Source organism: Chromobacterium sp. FG22 (assembly GCF_057809415.1).
The window spans coordinates 1-17667 of record NZ_JBMDJX010000008.1 but is presented as its reverse complement, the minus strand read 5'-3'; the positions used below and the strand labels follow the sequence as shown (position 1 = coordinate 17667).

15 protein-coding genes are annotated in these 17667 nt (G+C 66.0%); 7 read left to right on the top strand and 8 right to left on the bottom strand.

Annotated features, from left to right (window positions below; translation table 11 throughout):
* Position 1: 1 nt before the first annotated feature.
* Entirely contained in the window at positions 2-847 is an 846-nt protein-coding gene (locus ACODSD_RS09835) for a dienelactone hydrolase family protein (protein WP_227107677.1), read from the bottom strand.
* A 167-nt stretch (positions 848-1014) separates the two neighbouring features.
* On the opposite strand from ACODSD_RS09835, the gene ACODSD_RS09830 reads away from it, so the two are divergent.
* Complete coding sequence (locus tag ACODSD_RS09830) at positions 1015-2166, top strand: HD-GYP domain-containing protein (RefSeq protein ID WP_107799701.1); 1152 nt, start codon at positions 1015-1017, stop codon at positions 2164-2166.
* Positions 2167-2317: 151 nt separating this feature from the next.
* Here the strand turns inward: ACODSD_RS09830 and ACODSD_RS09825 are convergent, their stop codons facing one another.
* Genes ACODSD_RS09825 through yjgA form a run of 5 tightly spaced genes read right to left on the bottom strand, consistent with a single transcriptional unit; the run spans position 2318 to position 6350 of the window.
* Entirely contained in the window at positions 2318-2887 is a 570-nt protein-coding gene (locus ACODSD_RS09825; RefSeq protein ID WP_227107678.1) for a hypothetical protein, read from the bottom strand.
* A gap of 8 nt (positions 2888-2895) precedes the next feature.
* The gene (locus ACODSD_RS09820) at positions 2896-4212 is read right to left on the bottom strand and encodes an MFS transporter (RefSeq protein WP_488877279.1); all 1317 of its coding nucleotides are present in this window, start codon (positions 4210-4212) and stop codon (positions 2896-2898) included.
* 57 nt (positions 4213-4269) lie between these two features.
* Positions 4270-5217, bottom strand: coding sequence for a YheT family hydrolase (locus ACODSD_RS09815; protein WP_107799698.1), 948 nt, complete (start codon positions 5215-5217; stop codon positions 4270-4272).
* Between the two features lie 3 nt (positions 5218-5220).
* Complete coding sequence (gene mog / locus ACODSD_RS09810; protein WP_488877278.1) at positions 5221-5799, bottom strand: molybdopterin adenylyltransferase; 579 nt, start codon at positions 5797-5799, stop codon at positions 5221-5223.
* The gene (gene yjgA, locus ACODSD_RS09805; RefSeq protein ID WP_081545106.1) at positions 5799-6350 is read right to left on the bottom strand and encodes a ribosome biogenesis factor YjgA; all 552 of its coding nucleotides are present in this window, start codon (positions 6348-6350) and stop codon (positions 5799-5801) included. The genes mog and yjgA overlap by 1 nt, the downstream gene beginning before the upstream one ends.
* 85 nt (positions 6351-6435) lie before the next feature.
* On the opposite strand from yjgA, the gene pmbA reads away from it, so the two are divergent.
* The 6 genes from pmbA to ACODSD_RS09775 all read left to right on the top strand — a co-directional run bounded on the left by pmbA (position 6436) and on the right by ACODSD_RS09775 (position 14148).
* Positions 6436-7779, top strand: a complete 1344-nt coding sequence (gene pmbA, locus ACODSD_RS09800; protein WP_107799696.1) for a metalloprotease PmbA — start codon at positions 6436-6438, stop codon at positions 7777-7779.
* Positions 7780-7794: 15 nt separating this feature from the next.
* Positions 7795-8439 carry a DNA oxidative demethylase AlkB gene (gene alkB / locus ACODSD_RS09795; protein ID WP_474453884.1) on the top strand — a complete coding sequence of 215 codons (645 nt, stop codon included), beginning with the start codon at positions 7795-7797 and terminating at the stop codon, positions 8437-8439.
* Positions 8440-8442: 3 nt separating this feature from the next.
* Positions 8443-9360 (top strand): DNA-3-methyladenine glycosylase family protein, encoded by a 918-nt coding sequence (locus ACODSD_RS09790; protein WP_488877277.1) that lies wholly within the window; start codon positions 8443-8445, stop codon positions 9358-9360.
* Between the two features lie 131 nt (positions 9361-9491).
* Positions 9492-10631: a patatin-like phospholipase family protein gene (locus tag ACODSD_RS09785; RefSeq protein ID WP_107799693.1), complete on the top strand. Its 1140-nt coding sequence runs from the start codon at positions 9492-9494 to the stop codon at positions 10629-10631.
* Positions 10632-10713: 82 nt separating this feature from the next.
* Positions 10714-11205, top strand: a complete 492-nt coding sequence (locus tag ACODSD_RS09780) for a disulfide bond formation protein B (protein WP_107799692.1) — start codon at positions 10714-10716, stop codon at positions 11203-11205.
* A gap of 300 nt (positions 11206-11505) precedes the next feature.
* Positions 11506-14148, top strand: coding sequence for a TonB-dependent receptor plug domain-containing protein (locus ACODSD_RS09775; RefSeq protein ID WP_488877276.1), 2643 nt, complete (start codon positions 11506-11508; stop codon positions 14146-14148).
* Between the two features lie 48 nt (positions 14149-14196).
* Here the strand turns inward: ACODSD_RS09775 and ACODSD_RS09770 are convergent, their stop codons facing one another.
* Positions 14197-15849: a CHASE2 domain-containing protein gene (locus tag ACODSD_RS09770; RefSeq protein WP_488877275.1), complete on the bottom strand. Its 1653-nt coding sequence runs from the start codon at positions 15847-15849 to the stop codon at positions 14197-14199.
* Positions 15850-15858: 9 nt separating this feature from the next.
* Positions 15859-17415, bottom strand: coding sequence for a FecR family protein (locus tag ACODSD_RS09765; protein WP_488877274.1), 1557 nt, complete (start codon positions 17413-17415; stop codon positions 15859-15861).
* Between the last annotated feature and the right edge of the window lie 252 nt (positions 17416-17667).

Sequence of the window (17667 nt, the reverse complement as noted above, 5' to 3'; positions counted from 1 at the left end):
GTCAGACGCCGTGTTGTTTGAACCATTGCAGCATGCGCCGCCAGGCGTCGGCGGCGGCGGCGGCGTTGTAAGTCGGGCGGTAGTCGGCGTTGAAGCCGTGGTCGGCCTCCGGGTAGACCACGATTTCGGAGGGTTTGCCGGCGGCGCGCAGCGCGGCCTTCATCTTGTCCACCGATTCCAGCGGAATGCCCTTGTCCAGGCCGCCGTAAAGCCCGAGCACCGGCGCATGCAGCTGGGCGACGACGTCCAGCGGCTGGCGCGGGGTGTTGGCGCCGGCCTCGCCCTGCAGCCGGCCGTACCAGGCGGCGCCGGCCTTGAGCGCCGGATTGTGCGCCGCGTACAGCCACGCCTGGCGTCCGCCCCAGCAAAAGCCGGTGACGGCCGCGCGCTTGACGTCGCCGCCGTGGCCGCCGGCCCAGGCCAGCGTGGCGTCCAGATCGGCCAGCACCTGGCTGTCGGGCACCTTGCTGACCAGGCCGCTGAGCAGTTCGCCGATGCTGGCGACCTTGCTCGGATCGCCCTGGCGGAAATAGAGCTCCGGCGCCACCGCCAGATAGCCGGCCTTGGCCAGCCGCCGGCACAGATCGCGGATATGCTCGTGCACGCCGAAGATTTCCTGCACCACCAGCACCACCGGCAAGGGCCCGCCGGCTGCGGCGGGCTTGGCCATGTAGCCCGGCATGACGGCCGGCCCGGTCGGGATTTCCACCGCGCCGGCGCTGAGGCCGTCGCCGTCGGTGAGAATGGCGCTGGCGGCGATGGGCTGCACCGCCAGCGCGAAGCCCACGCCCACCGCGCTGTTCAAGAAGTCCCTGCGCGAAGCGTCGACGCGTCGATTGCTTGTCATAACGGCATTCTCCAACGAGGCAAGAGGATTGAAGCGACTAGATTAATGTCATCGGCATTGCATGGCAAGCCGGCGCGAGAGCGGGACCGCGGGGGCTTCCTTAGGCCGATGGAATGCGGCATTATTCACAGCCATTGAAGCATGACTTAACGAAACGTAAATAGATTATGCCGGACTCCTCCAAAGTGAAGTTGCCCACCAGCTTCTTGCGCATCGGCCAGCAATTGCCGGTCGACGTGTACGCCAAGAACGGCCTGCTGCTGCTGAAAAAAGGCCATTACGTGCTGACGCCGGAGCAGCGCGAGCGGCTGGTGACGCTGGCGCACGGCGACAGCGAGGAGGTGGCGGCGCGCTTGGAGCGCGAACAGCTGGAGCGCGCGGCGCAGCGCGAAAAAGAGGCCGCGGCCCAGGTGCAGCCCAACCCCATCATGGAGCTGGGCTTCCAGACCCGCCGCGCCGAGGGCCTGCTATTGCACGGCTTGGCGGTGCCGGGCCTGGCCGGGCGGCTGGCGGACATGGCGGACGCGTTGATCCGGCTGGCCAGCAAACAGCCGGACGGGGTGCTGGCCAGCGTGTTGCTGACGCCCTATCGCGATATCGGCAGCGCCCACAGCGTGCACGTGGCGGCCATCATGGCGGTGCTGGGCCGGCGGCTGGGCATGGAGGAGGCGCGCTTGCAGGCGGTGGTGGGCGCGGCGCTGAGCATGAATCTGGCGATCACCGGCCTGCTCAATCAATTGTCGCGGCAGCCGACCCCGCCGGACGCCGCGCAGCGCGACGATCTCTACGCCCATCCCATCGTAGGCTCCGCCATTTTGCGCGAGGCCGGGGTGGTGGACGAGCACTGGCATCTTCTGGTGCAGACCCATCAGGAGCAGCGCGGCGGCGACGGCTACCCGCAGGGGCTGCGCGGCGAGGACATCCACCCGGACGCGGCCCTACTGCACATGGTGGACGTGTTGTGTTCCTGCATCCATCAGCCTCAGCCGGCCTTGCCGGCGCTGGTGATAGGCAGTTTGTACCGCGGCGAGCTGGGCGACTTCGATCCGCAGCACGCGGCCTTGCTGATCAAGGAGCTGGGCGTGTATCCGCCCGGCAGCTTCGTCAAACTGGCCAGCAACGAGATAGGCGTGGTCACCCATCGCAGCGACAAGGCCAATGCGCCGCGCGTGGCGGCCTTGCGCAAGCTGGACGGCGCGCCGTACGCGGACGCGCTGCTGCGCGACACCCGACAGAACGCCTACCGGGTGCTGGAAGCCGTACCGCTCGCGGCGGCGACGGTGAAGCCGGCCTATCTGGCCAAGCTGTGGCAGAAGTGAGCGGGTTCGGAATCGGCTCGCGATCTACGGTGCGCGGACGGGCATAATACGGAGAGTGTGGCTTAAGAAAGGCTCATACATAGTATGAGCTTTTCGCTTTCTCGGCGGCCATGCCGGGTTTTGAGCTGGCTTCGAGGGTTTGAACGGAAGCTCAGAGCCGTGCTTGCCCCAGCGGCCGCAGCTGAACGCCGGACACGTCCTTGATCTTCCAGATGCGGCGGATGTGGGCGAGATCGCGCTCGGATTCGTCGCGCAACCGCGCTTCCGGCAAGAAGCTCATTTCCACGTCCACATTGCCCAGATAAACCGTCTCGCCGCGTTTCAGCTCAAACGGCGCGGCCAGGCGGAAGCTGCGCATCTTGCGGCTGACGCCCCAGGCCCCGTCCTCCAGCCAGTTGGCCCAGACTTGCTCCACCCGATACTGGCCCGGCTCCAGCGTGAACAGCATCAGTTTGCCCTCGGCCATGGACTTGCCCTGCTCGCCGAACACGGTGTCGGTCAGCAGGCTGGCGCTGTCGGCCGCCACGACGCGGCCGGCGGCGTTGGCGATGTTCAGCCCCAGCGTCGCGCTGTCCGGATTGGCGGATTTGCCGGTCAGCGACAGGATGGCGTAGCCGCGCTCGGCCGGCGGTTCCAGGGAGCCGCGCAGGCGCTCGGCCATGCCGGCGCAAGCGGAGAGCAGAAAAGCGCAGAGAGCGAGGACGAAGATTCGTGTCGGCATGGTTCTTCCTATCGTCCGCCGGAAGCGGCGGCTTGGCTGGAATTGTCCGCTGTTTGCGCTTGCGGCTTCAAGCCCAGCACCAAGAGCGCGCTGAGCAGCAGCGAGCCGCTGAGCCAGAAGTAAGCCAGGGTGTGGCTGCCGGTGGCGGCCTCGATCAAGCCCAGCGCGTAAGGGCCGATGAAGCCGCCGACATTGCCCACGGAGTTGATCAGGCCGATGGCGCCCGCCGCCAGCGTGCCGGTCAGAAACGTGGTGGGGATGGACCACCACACGCCCATCGGGCTGTAGACGCCGATGGCGACGACGGTGACCGAGAGCAGCGCCACGGCGATACTGTCGCTCAAAGCGCCGATCAGGAAGCCGGCGGCGGCGAGCAAGAGCGGCAGCGCCACATGCCAGCGCTTTTCCCCGCGGCGGGACGAGGAATGGCCCAGCCACAGCATGGCGGCCAGCGCCGCCAGCATGGGCACGGCGGAGGCGAGGCCGATGGCCAGCGGCGACCAGCCGGAGGCGTTCTTGATCACCGTGGGCATCCAGAAACTGAAGCCCCAGAAACCGGTAATCCATAGAAAATAGATCAGGCACAGCCGCAACACCGCCGGCTGCGCCAGCGCCTGGCGCAGCGTGGCCGGCTGTTGTTCACGCGTGGCGGCCGCTTCCGCCTTCAGCGTATCGATCAGATAGCGCTTTTCCTCCGCGCTCAGCCAGCGGGCCTGGGCCGGGTCGTCCCGCAGCCACAGCAGTATGGCGAAGCCGTAAAGCACGGTGACGCCGCCTTCCAGCAGGAACAGGCTTTGCCAGCCCTTGAGGCCGAAGGGCTGCAGGCCCACCATCCAGCCGGCCAGCGGCGCGCCGACGATGGCGGAGACCAGCAGCGAACACAGGGTGATGGAAATGGCGCGGGCGCGGGTGTCCGCGACGAACCAGCGCGGGATCACCGAGGCGTAGATCACCGGGTAGAAGCTGGCCTCGCACACGCCCAGCAAGAAGCGCAGGACATAGAACTGCCACTCGTTCTGCACCAGGCCCAGCAGCATGCTGACCGCGCCCCAGGAGAACAGGATGCGGGCGATCCAGCGGCTGGGGCTCCAACGCTCGGCCAGGATGGCGCCGGGCACTTCGAACAGGACGTAGCCGGCGAAGAAGATGCCGGCGGCCAGGCCGTAGACCTTGGCGTTGAAGCCGAGGTCGGCATTCATGGTCAGGGCGGCGTAACTGACGTTGACCCGGTCAAGAAAGGCCAGAACCGAGGCGATGAACAGCGGAGCGAGAATGCGCAGATAAGCCTTGCGCAGGACGGAAGTCTTGACGGTGTCGGAAGCCATGCGGCGCTTTCGCTTGAGGGTGGGATGCCGTCAAGATGCGCAGAAAGCGCCGCGCAGTCAATCCAGATGCGGTTCGAAGAATTCCAGCAAGCGTGACGGCAGCCAGTCCAGCGTGCCGGGGAAGGCGCCGGAGGCGAAGCCTACGTGGCCGCCGTGGCGGGGGAACTCCAAGGTGACGCTGGCGGCCACGTCGGTCTGGCGCGGCAGCGCCTGTTCCGGCAGGAAGGGGTCGTTGCGCGCGTTCAGCACCAGGGTGGGGCGGGCGATCTGGCCCAGCCGCGGTTTGGCGCTGGCGCTGCGCCAGTAATTGAGCGCGGTGCCGAAGCCGTGGATGGGCGCGGTGACCAGGTCGTCGAACTCGATGAAGGTGCGCGCGCGGCTGAGCTTGCCGCCGTCGAACAGGCCGGGATGGCGCTGCAGCGATTCCAAGGCCTTGGGTTTGAGCGTGCCCATGAACATGCGGGTGTACAGCAGTTTGCCCAGGCCGCGGTCCAGCCGGGTGCTGGCCGCCACCAGGTCCAGCGGCGCGGACACCGCCGCCGCCGCGCGCGGCAGCGCCTGCGCGCCTTCGTCCGCCAGATAGTTGAGCAGCATGCTGCCGCCCAGGGACACCGCGGCGGCGGCCAAAACGGGGAAGCGTTGCGCCAGCCGGCTCAGAATCCAGCGCACCTCGGCACCGTCGCCGGCGTGATAGGCGCGCGGCAAGGGATTGTCCACGCCGCCGCAGCCGCGAAAATGCGGCACCACGCCGTTCCAGCCGCGCCGCTGCACCGCTTGCATCAGCGCGCGCGCGTAGTGGCTGTCGCTGCTGCCTTCCAGGCCGTGAAACAGCACCACCAGCGGCGCGCCGGGCCGTCCGGGCACGAAGTCCAGCGCGATGCGCGCGCCGTCCGGCGTGTCCCACAGTTCGCGGCGGTAGTCGGGGCGGCGGGTCTTGATCGCCAGCGCCGGCCAGATGGTTTGGGCGTGGCCGCCGCGCAGCCAGGCGGGAGACTGGTAAGCCATGGCTCAGTCTGGCTTTTTCTGCGCCGATTTGGGGCGGAAGGCCTTGACCACCGTCTCATGGGTTTCGATATAGGGGCCGTCCAGCAAGTCTATGCAATAGGGCACGGCGGCGAAAATGCCGGGCACTTCCACCTGGCCGTCGGTGCCGCGCAGGCCTTCCAGCGTTTCCTTGATCGCCTTGGGCTGGCCGGGCAGGTTGAGGATCAGCGCCTGCTTGCGGATCGCGCCCACCTGGCGGGACAGGATGGCGGTGGGCACGAAGCGCAGGCTGATCTGGCGCATCTGCTCGCCGAAGCCGGGCATCTCGCGGTCCGCCACCGCCAGCGTGGCTTCCGGGGTGACGTCGCGCGCCGCCGGGCCGGTGCCGCCGGTGGTCAGCACCAGCTGGCAGCCTTCCTCGTCCACCAGCGCCTTGAGCGCGGCTTCGATTTGCGGCTGCTCGTCCGGGATCAGCCGGGAGACGACGGCGAAGGGGCTGGCCAGCGCGGCGGCCAGCCAGTCCCGCAGCGCCGGGATGCCCTTGTCCTCGTACACGCCGCTGCTGGCGCGGTCGGAGATCGAGACCAGGCCTACTTTCAGCATCACTCGTCGTCCTCTTGGTCCTGCTGGTGCAGGCGCGGCTTGCCCGGTTCGGGGATCACGTCCTTGACGGCCTGATAGAGCAGGCGGAAGGACTTGGGCGGTTTGTTGTCCTGTTTTTCCTTGCGCGCGTTGCGGATCAGCGTGCGCAGTTGTTGCGGATCGGCGGCCGGGAAGTCGGTGACGAAGTTGGCCAGCATCTTGTCGTCTTCCATCAGCCGTTCGCGCCAGCGCTCCAGCAGGTGCTGCCAGGCGATGTGCTCGGACGATTCGCCCTTGAGAATTTGCAGGTATTGCTGGATCGGTTCCGGGTCCACGTCGCGCATCAGCTTGCCGATGTATTGCAGCTGGCGGCGAAGCGCGCCGTGCGCGGTAAAGCGTTTATAGTCCAGAATAGCGGTGAGCAAGTCTTCCGGCAGCTGCATTTTTTTCAGCGTGTCCTTGGACAGCTCCACCAGTTCGCGGCCCAGGTCCTGCAGCGCATCCATATCGCGCTTGCGCTGGGATTTGCTGACGTAGCCGTCGTCCGGGCTGTCGTTCTGGTAATGGGTCATCGTTGGCAATTCTCAATCGGTTTTCTCAAGGCTGGTATGATACCGGAAAAGGCCTCCGGCCGTTTCGACCATTGCGAAAGACACTATGGCAGACAAAACATTCAGTTTCAGCCAAGCCGCGCTGGAGGACATCGCCTCCCGCGTGATCGAACTGGCCAAGGCCGAGGGCGCCAGCGCCGCCGAGGCCGACGTTTCCGAAGGCCTGGGCCAGACGGTGAGCGTGCGCCTGTCCGAGGTGGAAACCATCGAGTACAACCAGGACAAGGGCGTGGGCGTGACCGTCTACCTGGGGCAGAAGAAGGGCCACGCCAGCACCTCCGATTTTTCCGAAGAGGCTTTGGCGGACACCGTGCGCGCGGCGCGGGACATCGCGCGCTACACCGCCGAGGACCCTTGCGCCGGCCTGGCCGATTCCCAATTGATGGCCACCGAGTTTCCCGATCTCAGCTTGTACCACCCGTGGGCGCTGCCGGTGGAGGAGGCCATCGAGCTGGCCAAAGCCTGCGAGGCCGCCGCGTTGGCGGCCGATCCGCGCATCCGCAATTCCGAGGGCGGCACCGCGTCCTCGCAGTCCAGCCATTTCGCCTACGCCAACAGCCACGGCTTCATCGGCGGCTACGCCAGCAGCCGCCACAGCATTTCCGCGGCGGTGGTGGCCGAGGACGGCGGCGCGATGCAGCGCGATTACTGGTATTCGTCGGCGCGGCGGCGCGAGGACTTGGACGCGCCGGAGGCCATCGGCGCCAAGGCCGGCCAGCGCGCGGCGCGGCGGCTGGGCGCGCGCAAGGTGAAGACCGGCCAGTATCCGGTGGTGTTCGAAGCGCCGATCGCCGCCTCGCTGCTCAGCCATCTGGTGGCCGCCATCAGCGGCGGCAGCCTGTACCGCAAATCGTCCTTCCTGCTGGATTCTCTGGGCAAGCCGGTGATGTCGGCCAACATCACCGTGGACGAAGATCCCTTCTTGCTGCGCGGCATGGCCAGCGGCGCCTTCGACAACGAGGGCGTGGCCACGGTGGCGCGCCGTCTGGTGGACAAGGGCGTGCTGCAGGGTTATATGCTGGGCAGCTATTCGGCGCGCAAGCTGGGCATGCAGACCACCGGCAACGCCGGCGGCGCGCATAACCTGGTCGTGCATTCCACCGGCGAAAGCCTGGAGGAGTTGCTGCAGGCCATGGGCACCGGCCTGCTGGTGACCGAGCTGCTGGGCCAGGGCGTCAACACCGTCACCGGCGATTATTCGCGCGGCGCGGCCGGCTTCTGGGTGGAGCGCGGCGTGATCGTGCACCCGGTGGAGGAAATCACCATCGCCGGCAATCTGCGCGAGATGTTCATGCAGATCGACGCGGTGGGCAATGACGTGCTGGAGCGCGGCGGCCGGCAGATGGGCTCGGTGCTGTTGCGTAGCATGATGGTGGCAGGCGAAGCCTGAGGCCAGAGGCCGGCGATGGCGGATCTGTTCGCGCCGGAAGAGGGCGGCTGGCTGGAGCGCCTGTCGCCCGGCGCCGCCTTATTGCACCGCCGCGCCAGCGATATAGACGCGGCGCTGCTGGCGGAAGTGGAAGCCGTGCTGCGGCAAGCGCCGCCGCGCGGCATGCAGACGCCGGGAGGGCGGGCGATGTCGGTGGCCACTTCCAGCTGCGGCGCTTGCGGCTGGGTGTCCGACGCGCGCGGCTACCGTTACGCCGAGCGCGATCCCGTCAGCGGCCAGCCGTGGCCGGCGATGCCGGCCTTGTTGCGCGTCTTGGCCGAACAGGCCGCCGCCGAGGCCGGCTTCCCCGGCTTTGCGCCGGACGCCTGCCTGATCAATTGCTATGCGCCGGGCGCCAAGATGTCCTTGCACCAGGACAAGGACGAGCGCGATTTCGGCGCGCCCATCGTGTCCGTGTCGCTGGGTTTGCCGGCGATCTTCCTGTTCGGCGGTCTTAGCCGCGCCGAGCGTCCCGGTCGCATCGAGTTGCGCCACGGCGACGTGCTGGTGTGGGGCGGGCCGGACCGCATGCGTTTCCACGGGGTGCTGCCGGTGGCGGAGGGCGAACATCCTTTGCTGGGGCGGCGCCGCATCAATCTGACTTTTCGCAAGGCGCGCTGATCCATGGCTGAACCGGCCGATTCCGTTTCGCTGTCTTTATCCCTGTCTTTGCCCGCGGATTTTCGCCGGGACGACTTCATGGCCTTCCACCGCCGCGACGCTCAGGAGCTGTCCGAGCGGGTGACGGCGCTGAGCCTGAGCAAGGGCTTGCTGTGGCGCGGCGAGCCGGCCTGTCTGAGCATGACGTTCGCCGCGGACGCGGTGCGGGTGGGGCTGGGCGCGGACGTTTCGCCGCAGGCCGGCGACGCGGCGGCCTTGACCGCCATGGCGCGCCGCATGCTGGGCTTGGCGCAGCCGGTGGCGGATTTCGAGCGCGCGCATCGCGGCCATCCGCAGCTGGCCGGCCTGATCGCCGCGCGTCCCGGCTTGCGCGTGCCGCAGACCACCACGCCGTTCGAGGCGCTGGTCTGGGCCGTCACCGGTCAGCAGATCAGCGTGCACGCCGCCATCTCGCTGCGGCGTCGGCTGATGCAGTTGGTCGGCAAGCGCCACAGCGGCGGTCTGCTGTGCCATCCGTCGCCGGAGCAATTGGCGGAGCTGGAGGCGGACCAACTGGGCCAGGCCGGTTTCTCCCGCGCCAAGACCCGGACCTTGCTGGAACTGAGCCGGCAGACGGCCGACGGCGGCTTGCCCTTGCAGGGCTGGCTGGACGGCTGCGCGCCGGAGGAGATCGCCGCGCGCTTGCTGGCCTTGCCCGGCATCGGCCCGTGGACGGTCAGCTACGCGCTGTTGCGCGGCTATGGCTGGCTGGACGGCTCCTTGCACGGGGACGTGGCGGTTCGGCGCGGCCTGCAGCGCTTGCTGGAGCGGGCCGAGGCGGTGTCGCCGCGCGAAACCGAGCAATGGCTGCAAGGCTTCGCGCCGTGGCGCGCGCTGGTGGGCGCGCATTTATGGGCCATGCAGACGGCGGCTGCTTATTGAGCCTGTACGGCCGATTTCCTCCGCGCGAAGTTGGCGCTGGCCGCGGCGTTTGACTATGTCTAAATAGAACAAGAAGCCGTGCGGCGTCGGGCATGCCGATCCGCCGCCAATATAGCCACGCGAGGTGCGGGATGGGGAGGCAATCCGATATCGGGCTGGTTTTGTCGGGCGGCGGCGCGCGCGCGGCGTACCAGGTGGGGGTGTTGCTGGGAATTGCCCGGCTGCTGCCGGACGCGCGCGTCAATCCCTTTCCCATTATTTGCGGCACGTCCGCCGGGGCGATCAATGCGGTGGCGCTGGCCTCCGGCGCCGGTAATTTCCATCTGGCGGTATCCACGCTGGCGCAGATGTGGAAGCAATTGCACATCCAGGATGTCTACGACGCCAGTTCCGGCTATTTTCTGAAGACTTTTCTGCACTTCGGCCTGTCCATCCTGTCCGGCGGCCGTCTGTGGCGCAATCCCAAGAGCTTTCTGGACAACGCCCCGCTGCGCGAGCTGCTGACCAAGGTGATGGTGTTCGAGGGCATAGACCATTCCGTGCGTCACGGCGCGCTCAAGGCGCTGGCGCTGACGGCTTCTTGCTACACCACCGGGATGTCGGTCACTTTTTTCCAGGGGGCGGACAGCCTGGAGGAGTGGGAGCGCTATCAGCGGCTGGGGCTGCGCGAACGCATCAATATCGAACACATGATGGCCACCTCGGCCATTCCGCTGATTTTCCCCTCGGTCTGCCTGGGCGAGAAGTTTTACTGCGACGGCGCGGTGCGGCAGCTGTCCCCCTTGTCGCCGGCCTTGCACCTGGGCGCGGAAAAGCTGTTTGTCGTCGGCCTGGCCAGCAAGCGGCCGGACACCATAGAACGCCGCCACAGCGGTTTCTATCCGTCGCCGGCGCAGATTTTCGGCCATCTGCTCAATAGCGTGTTCATAGACAGCATGTCGGTGGACATGGAACGGCTGACCCGGGTCAATCACACCGTGTCGCTGCTGCAAAGCCATGAGGATCTGGCGCGGCAGACCCAGTTGCGCAAGGTGGACATCTTCATGCTCAACCCCAGCAAATCGCTGGAGGGCATCGCCTACAAGCACACCCGGTTGTTTCCGCCCTTGCTGCGCTTCCTGCTGAAGGGCACCGGCGCCACCCGTCACCGCGGCACCGCCCTGGCCACTTATCTATTGTTCGAGCCGGGCTACACCCGCGAGCTGATCACGCTGGGCTATAAGGACGCCTTGCATCAGAAAGAGGCGATACGCCGCTTTCTGGAACTTTAAGCCGCGGGGCGGTTCTGACTCCTCCATGTTGTATGGCACAATCATGCGCCATGACGTAATACCGCCAAACATTGAGGAAGATATGGGCTTGAGCAACCGACAAGGTTTTCTGCTGATCGCCGCCGCCTGCGCCGGCGCGATGGGTTTTGCATTGTTCGCGCAATACCAGCTGGGCCTGGAGCCGTGCCCGCTGTGCATTTTCCAGCGCATCGGCGTGATCGCCGCGGGCGTGATCGCCTTGCTGGCGGCGCTGGTCAATCCAGGCCGTTGCGGCGCCAGGGCCTGGGGCGGTTTGACGATTCTGGCCGCCTTGGCGGGCCTGTCGGTGTCGCTGCGCCAATTGTGGCTGCAACATCTGCCGGCGGACCAGGTTCCGGCCTGCGGTCCCGGCCTGGAGTTCTTGATGGAGTCCTCGCCGTTGACGGAGGTGATTTCCAAGGTGTTCAAAGGCAGCGGCGAGTGCGCCACCGTGGAGTGGACCTTCCTGGGAATGGCGATGCCGTTCTGGGTGGCGGTCTTCTTCGTCGGCGTGATCGGCTTCGCCGGCTGGTTGATGGCGCGCAAGTCCGCCTGACGCCGGATTGCCGCGCAGCGAAGGCCGCCTTGGGCGGCCTTTTTCTTTGGGCCATGATCTTATTGCATGCTTAAGATGTAAATAATAATGCCGGCATCGGAAACCGCGCGGCGGGCCGGCGCGCCTGTGCTTTTATCGCCACAGCTGAAATTTATTTAAGATGTTGATTTTAAATGGATGTGTGGTCTTCCGGCCTTGGGAAGGGGGCCGGCGACTACCGCCAATCTCTTTGTAGCGCCCGCTGCGGCAGCTTAGGGGCGCGCGCCGCGACCGGCGAGCGCACTACAAGGGGGTAAGGAGATGAAACGCAGCTATCTGGCGGTTGCCGCGGCGGGCATGGGCTTGGGCATAGGCGCTTGGGCGGAGGAGGCCGTCCCGCTGGAGCGGGTGACGGTGACCGGCTCCAATATCAAGCGCATCGGCAAGGAAAAGGCTTTGGCGGTGGAGGTGATCAAGAAAGAGGATATCGACAAGACCGGCGCGTCCACCGTGATCCAGTTGCTGGACCGGCTGCCGTCGGTGGGCAGCCTGCTGGCCGGCACCAACTCCAACAGCTTTGCCGCCGGTGCGGCCACCGCCGGCCTGCGCGGCATGAGCTCCAAGTACGTGCTGGTCTTGCTGAACGGCCGTCGCTTGCCCAATTACGCGATGTTCATCAGCGGCACCGACGCCTTTGTCGATCTGAACACCTTGCCGCTGTCGGTGATTGAGTCGGTGGAGATTCTGCGGGACGGCGCATCGGCCATTTACGGTTCCGACGCGGTGGCCGGCGTGATCAACTTCAAGACCCGGCGCAACTTCCGGGGCGCCGAGGCGGCGCTGCGCGGCGGCGGCAATCTGGATGGAGACGGCATCGAGCAGGGGCTGAATCTGAGCGGCGGCTTCGGGGATCTGGAACAGGACGGCCAGAACCTGCTGCTGTCTTTCGACGTTTACCACCGCGAGCCGGTGTTTAGCCGCAACCACGACGCCACCCGCAGCAACGATTACCGTTTTCAGGGCGGGCCGGATCTGCGCAGCGGCGCGCAATGGGGCTATTGGAACGACCGCACGCCCAACGCCGACAGAAGCAACGCGCTGGCCAAGCCCTTGCCCGGCTGCCCGCCGTGGCGGCTGACCACCCGGCCCAGCGGAGCCGCGCTGTGCGTGTCCGACGTGGATGAGATGGGCGCTCAGTTGGCGCCGCGCACCAGCCGCTACGGCTTGATGGCCCATTACACCCGGCGTTTGAGCGGCGACGCGGAGTTCTTCGCCGAACTGGGGCTGAACCGCACCGAGACGCCGCTGGACGGCGCTTATTCCTTTGTGCAGACCATTGTGTCGCCCAATTGGGCGATTTATCCGCGGGACGGCGGCCTGGCGTCGGTGTATCCGGACTTCAAACCCACCGACAATCTGCAAATCACCCGCAATCTGTCGGAGAACGGCCGGCGGCTCAACGAGATCACCAGCGACACGTATCGCGCGGTGCTGGGCGGACGCGCCTTGTGGCGCGACTGGGATCTGGAGAGCTCGCTGAACCTGGGTTTGAACAAAGTGGAGGCGAGGCAGAACAATGTGGTGTTGAACGACGCTTTCCTCGCCATGTTGCGGAACGGCGCCGACGGCGGGCCGCTCTATAACCCGTTTTCGCAGCAGAACGACGCCGCCGCGCTGCGGCCGTATCTGGCCACCATCGCCAACACGTCCTCGTCGCGTTTGTCGGCGTTTGAATTCAAGGCCAGCAATGATGAGTGGTTCAGGCTGCCGGCCGGCCCCGCCGGCTTCGCCGCCGGTCTGCAGTGGTCGCATGAATCGATAGACGCGCAGCCGGACCCGCTGCTGCAAACCGGCAAGATCATGAATTTCGCCGTCCAGCAAAGTCTGCGGGCCAGCCGCTCGGTGCTGTCCGCTTTCAGCGAAGTCAATTTGCCGGTGTTGAAGAATCTGGAGGTCCAGCTGGCGGTGCGCGCCGACCGCTACAACGATTTCGGCGACACCTTCAACCCCAAGCTGGCTTTTTCCTTCCGCCCCTGGGAGCCGGCGATGCTGCGCGGCTCCGTCACCACCGGTTTCAAGGCGCCGACGCTGCCTCAGCTGTACGCGTCGCGCCAGGCCTACACTTCGGTGTACGACTACGCGCAGTGCGCCGACCGCGGCATCGCCCGCGAACGCTGCGGCCTGGCCAGCAATCAGCTGCGCAGCGGCGGCAACGCGGGGCTGAATCCGGAGGAGTCGCGGAACTACGCGCTGGGCCTGGTGCTGCAGCCGACTCCGGCGCTGTCGGCCACCGTGGACTGGTACCGGATCGAGGTGTCCAACACCGTGCAGTCGCTGGACCCGCAATACGTGCTGGACAATCCGGACCGTTTTCCCGGCTTCGTGGTGCGCAAGCCCGCCGATCTTCCCGGCGTAAGGGGGGATATCGACTACATTTCCGCGCCGTACATGAATATCGGCAAGACCCGGACTTCCGGCGTCGACATCGATGTGCAGTACGACTGGTCGCTGGGCGCTTACGGCAAGCTCAAGTTCCGCAACGCGCAAAGCCGCATCTTCAGCTACCGGGAATCGCAGACCGAGACCGATCCGATGCTGGAGTACGCCGACTACGGCGCGCAGCCGCGCTGGAAAAACGTCTTTGAAGTGAGTTACAGCCGTGGCGGCTATTCTGTGGGGCTGACGGCGCGCAGTTACGCGTCTTTCAAGAACCTGTACTCCCAGCTGTACCGCAATGCCGGGGACGTGAAGGAGAGGGTGGGATCCTACACCGCGCTGGATCTCAGTGTCGGCCTGAAGCCGAGCAAGGGCTTCAGCGTCAGCGGCGGCATCCGCAATCTGGGCAACCGGATGCCCAGCTACGCCACCGGGGCCGGCTTCAGCGGCGGGGCGGCCGCTTATTCCGGTCCCGCCACCGACTTATGGGGAAGGATGTTGTACCTGTCCGGCCGTTACGCGTTCTAGGAAGGCGGGTAGGCCCAGGCATTGCGAGGCGAGGCCGTCGGAGCGGGATCAGCGCTGGTGTTGAGGCGTAAAGGTGGCGGGGGCGGGGCTGACCGCGTTGCGGCCGGAGCGCTTGGCGATGTAGAGCGCGCTGTCGGCGTCTTCGTAGAAGGTGCGGCCGTTGTCGTCCGTTTCCGGCACCCTGGCGGCGACGCCTATGCTGCAGGTGACTTTGCGCAAGGGGCTCTTCAAATGCGCCAGCTCCAGTTCTTCCAGCCGGGCGCGGAAGCCTTCCGCCGCGGCCACCGCCTGGTCCTGCCCGCATTCTTCCAGCAGCACGCCGAACTCTTCGCCGCCCAGCCGCGCCACGATGTGGCGACGGGGGCTGAAGTAGGCGTTCAGCTCTTGCGCCAGCCTTTGCAGGATCAGATCGCCGGCGTAATGGCCGTAGTGGTCGTTGTAGCCTTTGAAGTTGTCCACGTCCAGGATCAGCAGCGCCAGCGTCTTGCCGGCGGCGCGGTGCTTGTCCAGCGTCGGCGCCAGGATTTCGTCGAAGTGCCGGCGGTTGTAAAGCCCGGTGAGGCCGTCGGTATTGGCCTGCAGCAAAAGCTTGGATTGCCGCGACACGAAGCGGACGCTGCCGGCCAGCCACAGCAGGATGGCGGTGGTGACGCCGCTCCAGAACACCGAGGCCAGCGTCAGCAGCAGGACGCTGAGCACCAGCACGCCACAGGAGGCCAGCAGATAGGCCGGCAGAATGCCCTGGCGGTGCTTGTAGCGGCTGAGCAGCAGGTCCAGCAGCAAGATGGCCAGCGCGTTGATGACGGCTTTCCATCCCAGCGGCAGCGGCACCGGCGTGTTGTCCTGTTGCAGCCCATGAAGCAGGAAGGCGTTGATTTCCACGCCGGGCATGCCGCGGTTGTTGGCCGACAGCGGCGTGGCGTGGATATCGCCCAGGCCGGTGGCGGTGGCGCCCACCAGCACGATCTTGCCGGCGAAGAAGGCGGGAGGCAGTTGATTGAGAGCGTCGATATAGGACACTTGCTGGAACGGCGGCGGGCCGGACAGATAGGGCACCATCACCGGGTCTTCGCGCAGCCAGCTGCCCGGCTTGCCGTGCGGCATCGCCATTTTCTGCTGCTCGGACTGGCGCTGGCCATTGGCCAGATCCAGCACCGCCTGCGCGAAATTGGGGTGGTGGGGCGAGCCCAGGCCCGCTTTCAGATAGACGCGGCGGATCACGCCGTCGCTGTCCAATTCGTAGTCGGTGTGCCCCAGGCCGGCGCTGGCGGCGGCGATGGCGGGCAGGGGCCGGGTCTCGGTCAGGCGGTTGTCCTGCATTTCCGGAAACACCGGGCTAATGACTTTGCCGTTGCGGCGGATGGCGTCCGCCAGCGCCTGATCCGACTCCGGCATATTGTGCGAGGGCTCGGCCAACACGATGTCCAGGCCCACGGCCTTGGCCTGCGCCAGCTTGTCCACCAGCTGGGCGTGGAATTCGCGCGGCCAGGGCCAGCGGCCCAGCTCCGACAGGCTGCGCTCGTCCACCGCGACGACGACGATGTCGCTGGTCTGGTTATGGTTGGACTTGATCCGGATCAGCCCGTCGTACAGCCAGAAGTCCAGCCGCAGCAACAGGCCGGAGAGGGTCAGCAGAGCCGCCAGCAAGGCCAGCAAAAAAGGCAACAAGCGCAGAATCTTGTCGCGATAGTAAGTTAGCATGTTGCCATTCTAGGGAAGTTTTCCGGGAAGAGTGAGCATTTCTTGCTCTTCCGTCGCCAAGTAGCCGTGTTCTCCCTCGATCTTGACGCTTGCCTTGTATTGCCCGGCCGGCAAGGCTTCCAGCGCCTTCAGCTCCCATTGCGGCTTATCGCTGCTCAGCGAGAACGGCTGCGCGTTGGCGGCCTGGGCCGCGGTCAGCGTCAGGGTGTAGCGCGCGCGGGCGACGGGATAGGGGCGGGCCGCCAGCACCGGGGTGGTTTTGTCCAGGCGGCTGAGCCAGCCCTTGGTCTCCACTTTTTGCGCGGCGGAGAAAGGGCCCGGCCGGCCTTGCGCGTCCAGCCGCGCCAGCCTCCAGTACCAGATGCCGGATTCCGGCAACTCGGTTTTGAACTCGGTCTCGGCCACGCTCTGTTCCAGCAGCGGCTGGGCGAAATCCGGCTGGCGCGAAATCTGCAGCCGCAGCGGGCGTTCCGCGCTGGCGTCCACCCGCAAGGTCAGGGATTTGCCGCGCAGCTGGACGCCGTCCGCATGGGTGAACAACAGCGGCGGCAGCGGGTAGGCTTGCAGCTTGAAGCTGCGCGTGCTGTCGTAACCTTCCAGGCCGGAGCGGTTCTTGGCGCGGACGTGCAGCACGTAGTCGCCGTTGCCCGGCAGTCGCGGATAGTAACGCGGCGCCTGCAACTGGCGCTCGGCCAGGCGTTTCTTGCCGCTCAAGGTCACGCGGTAGGAAGCGGCGCGTTCGTCGCGCTGCCACTCCAGCGGCGGCGGGTTGAACTGGCTATTGTCCGCCACGGTGGACAGGTCCGGCGGCGGCGGCAGTTCTTCCGGCTTGCTTGGCCCGCTTTTACGGCTGGACAAGGTGCCGAAACCGGCGGGCACGTCCACCTTGCTGCGACGGCCCTTGACCTCCACGCTGCCTTTGAGCACTTCCGCCAAGGTGTCTTCGCCGCCGGCGGCGTTGACGCGGAACTCCGTGCCGCGCACGGTGGTGACCGCCGACGGGGTGCGGATCTCGTAGCGGCTGGGCATCAGGATGTTGGGAATCACCGAATTGCCGGTGCTGCCGTTGTTCAGCTTGATCTGGGACTGGATCGCCCCGGTGCTGGGGTAATAGACCTGGGTTTGCAGGCTCAGATCGGTATTGGCGTTGATCACCAGCGAGGAGCCGTCGACGAAGCGCAATTTGATCATGGCGTCGTTGCCGGTCGTGAAGCGGGTGCCTTTGGGGTATTTCTTGCCCACCGCCAGATCCAGCGGCTTGCCCTTGGCGTCGGCCGCGGCGGATTCGCCGGCCATGTCCTCCAGAGTGGCGTCGGATTGCGCCTGTCGGATCCAGGGGTAGGGGACCCGCAGGATGCTGCCGGGGATCAGCCGATAGGGGTTGGCGATGCGATTTCTGGCTTGCAGCTTCGGCACATAAGCGGGAGACGACAGATGCTCGGCCGCCAGCGACCACAGATTGTCGCCGTTTTTGACCGTATATTCCCAGATGGCCTTGTCGGCGGGATCGCCCGCCAGGGCCAGTGTGCTGGCGAAGCAGCCAGCCGCCAGGATTAAATTGCGCATAGTTGAATCTCTTTATATGGAATGCAGAAAGTCAACCAAAAGTATCACCGCAGCCCAGACGCATTGCAAGCTGATAAGCAATAGAATGGTAGTTGTTTGTCCTAAGTTGGGCGATATGCGAATGCTTGCTTGAAATATGCGACGCAAAATGCAAAAAAGCAGCCTAAAGGCTGCTTTTTTGCAATGCTTGGCGGAGTGGACGGGACTCGAACCCGCGACCCCCGGCGTGACAGGCCGGTATTCTAACCAACT

Excerpts from the sequence above, each read along its gene's own strand:
- ACODSD_RS09785 (WP_107799693.1), top strand. The coding sequence starts at position 9,492 with ATGGGGAGGCAATCCGATATCGGGCTGGTTTTGTCGGGCGGCGGCGCG.
- ACODSD_RS09825 (WP_227107678.1), bottom strand. The coding sequence starts at position 2,887 with ATGCCGACACGAATCTTCGTCCTCGCTCTCTGCGCTTTTCTGCTCTCC.
- mog (WP_488877278.1), bottom strand. The coding sequence starts at position 5,799 with ATGCTGAAAGTAGGCCTGGTCTCGATCTCCGACCGCGCCAGCAGCGGC.
- ACODSD_RS09790 (WP_488877277.1), top strand. The coding sequence starts at position 8,443 with ATGGCTGAACCGGCCGATTCCGTTTCGCTGTCTTTATCCCTGTCTTTG.
- pmbA (WP_107799696.1), top strand. The coding sequence starts at position 6,436 with ATGGCAGACAAAACATTCAGTTTCAGCCAAGCCGCGCTGGAGGACATC.
- ACODSD_RS09835 (WP_227107677.1), bottom strand. The coding sequence starts at position 847 with ATGACAAGCAATCGACGCGTCGACGCTTCGCGCAGGGACTTCTTGAAC.
- ACODSD_RS09765 (WP_488877274.1), bottom strand. The coding sequence starts at position 17,415 with ATGCGCAATTTAATCCTGGCGGCTGGCTGCTTCGCCAGCACACTGGCC.
- ACODSD_RS09820 (WP_488877279.1), bottom strand. The coding sequence starts at position 4,212 with ATGGCTTCCGACACCGTCAAGACTTCCGTCCTGCGCAAGGCTTATCTG.
- ACODSD_RS09770 (WP_488877275.1), bottom strand. The coding sequence starts at position 15,849 with ATGCTAACTTACTATCGCGACAAGATTCTGCGCTTGTTGCCTTTTTTG.
- ACODSD_RS09815 (WP_107799698.1), bottom strand. The coding sequence starts at position 5,217 with ATGGCTTACCAGTCTCCCGCCTGGCTGCGCGGCGGCCACGCCCAAACC.
- ACODSD_RS09780 (WP_107799692.1), top strand. The coding sequence starts at position 10,714 with ATGGGCTTGAGCAACCGACAAGGTTTTCTGCTGATCGCCGCCGCCTGC.
- ACODSD_RS09830 (WP_107799701.1), top strand. The coding sequence starts at position 1,015 with ATGCCGGACTCCTCCAAAGTGAAGTTGCCCACCAGCTTCTTGCGCATC.
- alkB (WP_474453884.1), top strand. The coding sequence starts at position 7,795 with ATGGCGGATCTGTTCGCGCCGGAAGAGGGCGGCTGGCTGGAGCGCCTG.
- ACODSD_RS09775 (WP_488877276.1), top strand. The coding sequence starts at position 11,506 with ATGAAACGCAGCTATCTGGCGGTTGCCGCGGCGGGCATGGGCTTGGGC.
- yjgA (WP_081545106.1), bottom strand. The coding sequence starts at position 6,350 with ATGACCCATTACCAGAACGACAGCCCGGACGACGGCTACGTCAGCAAA.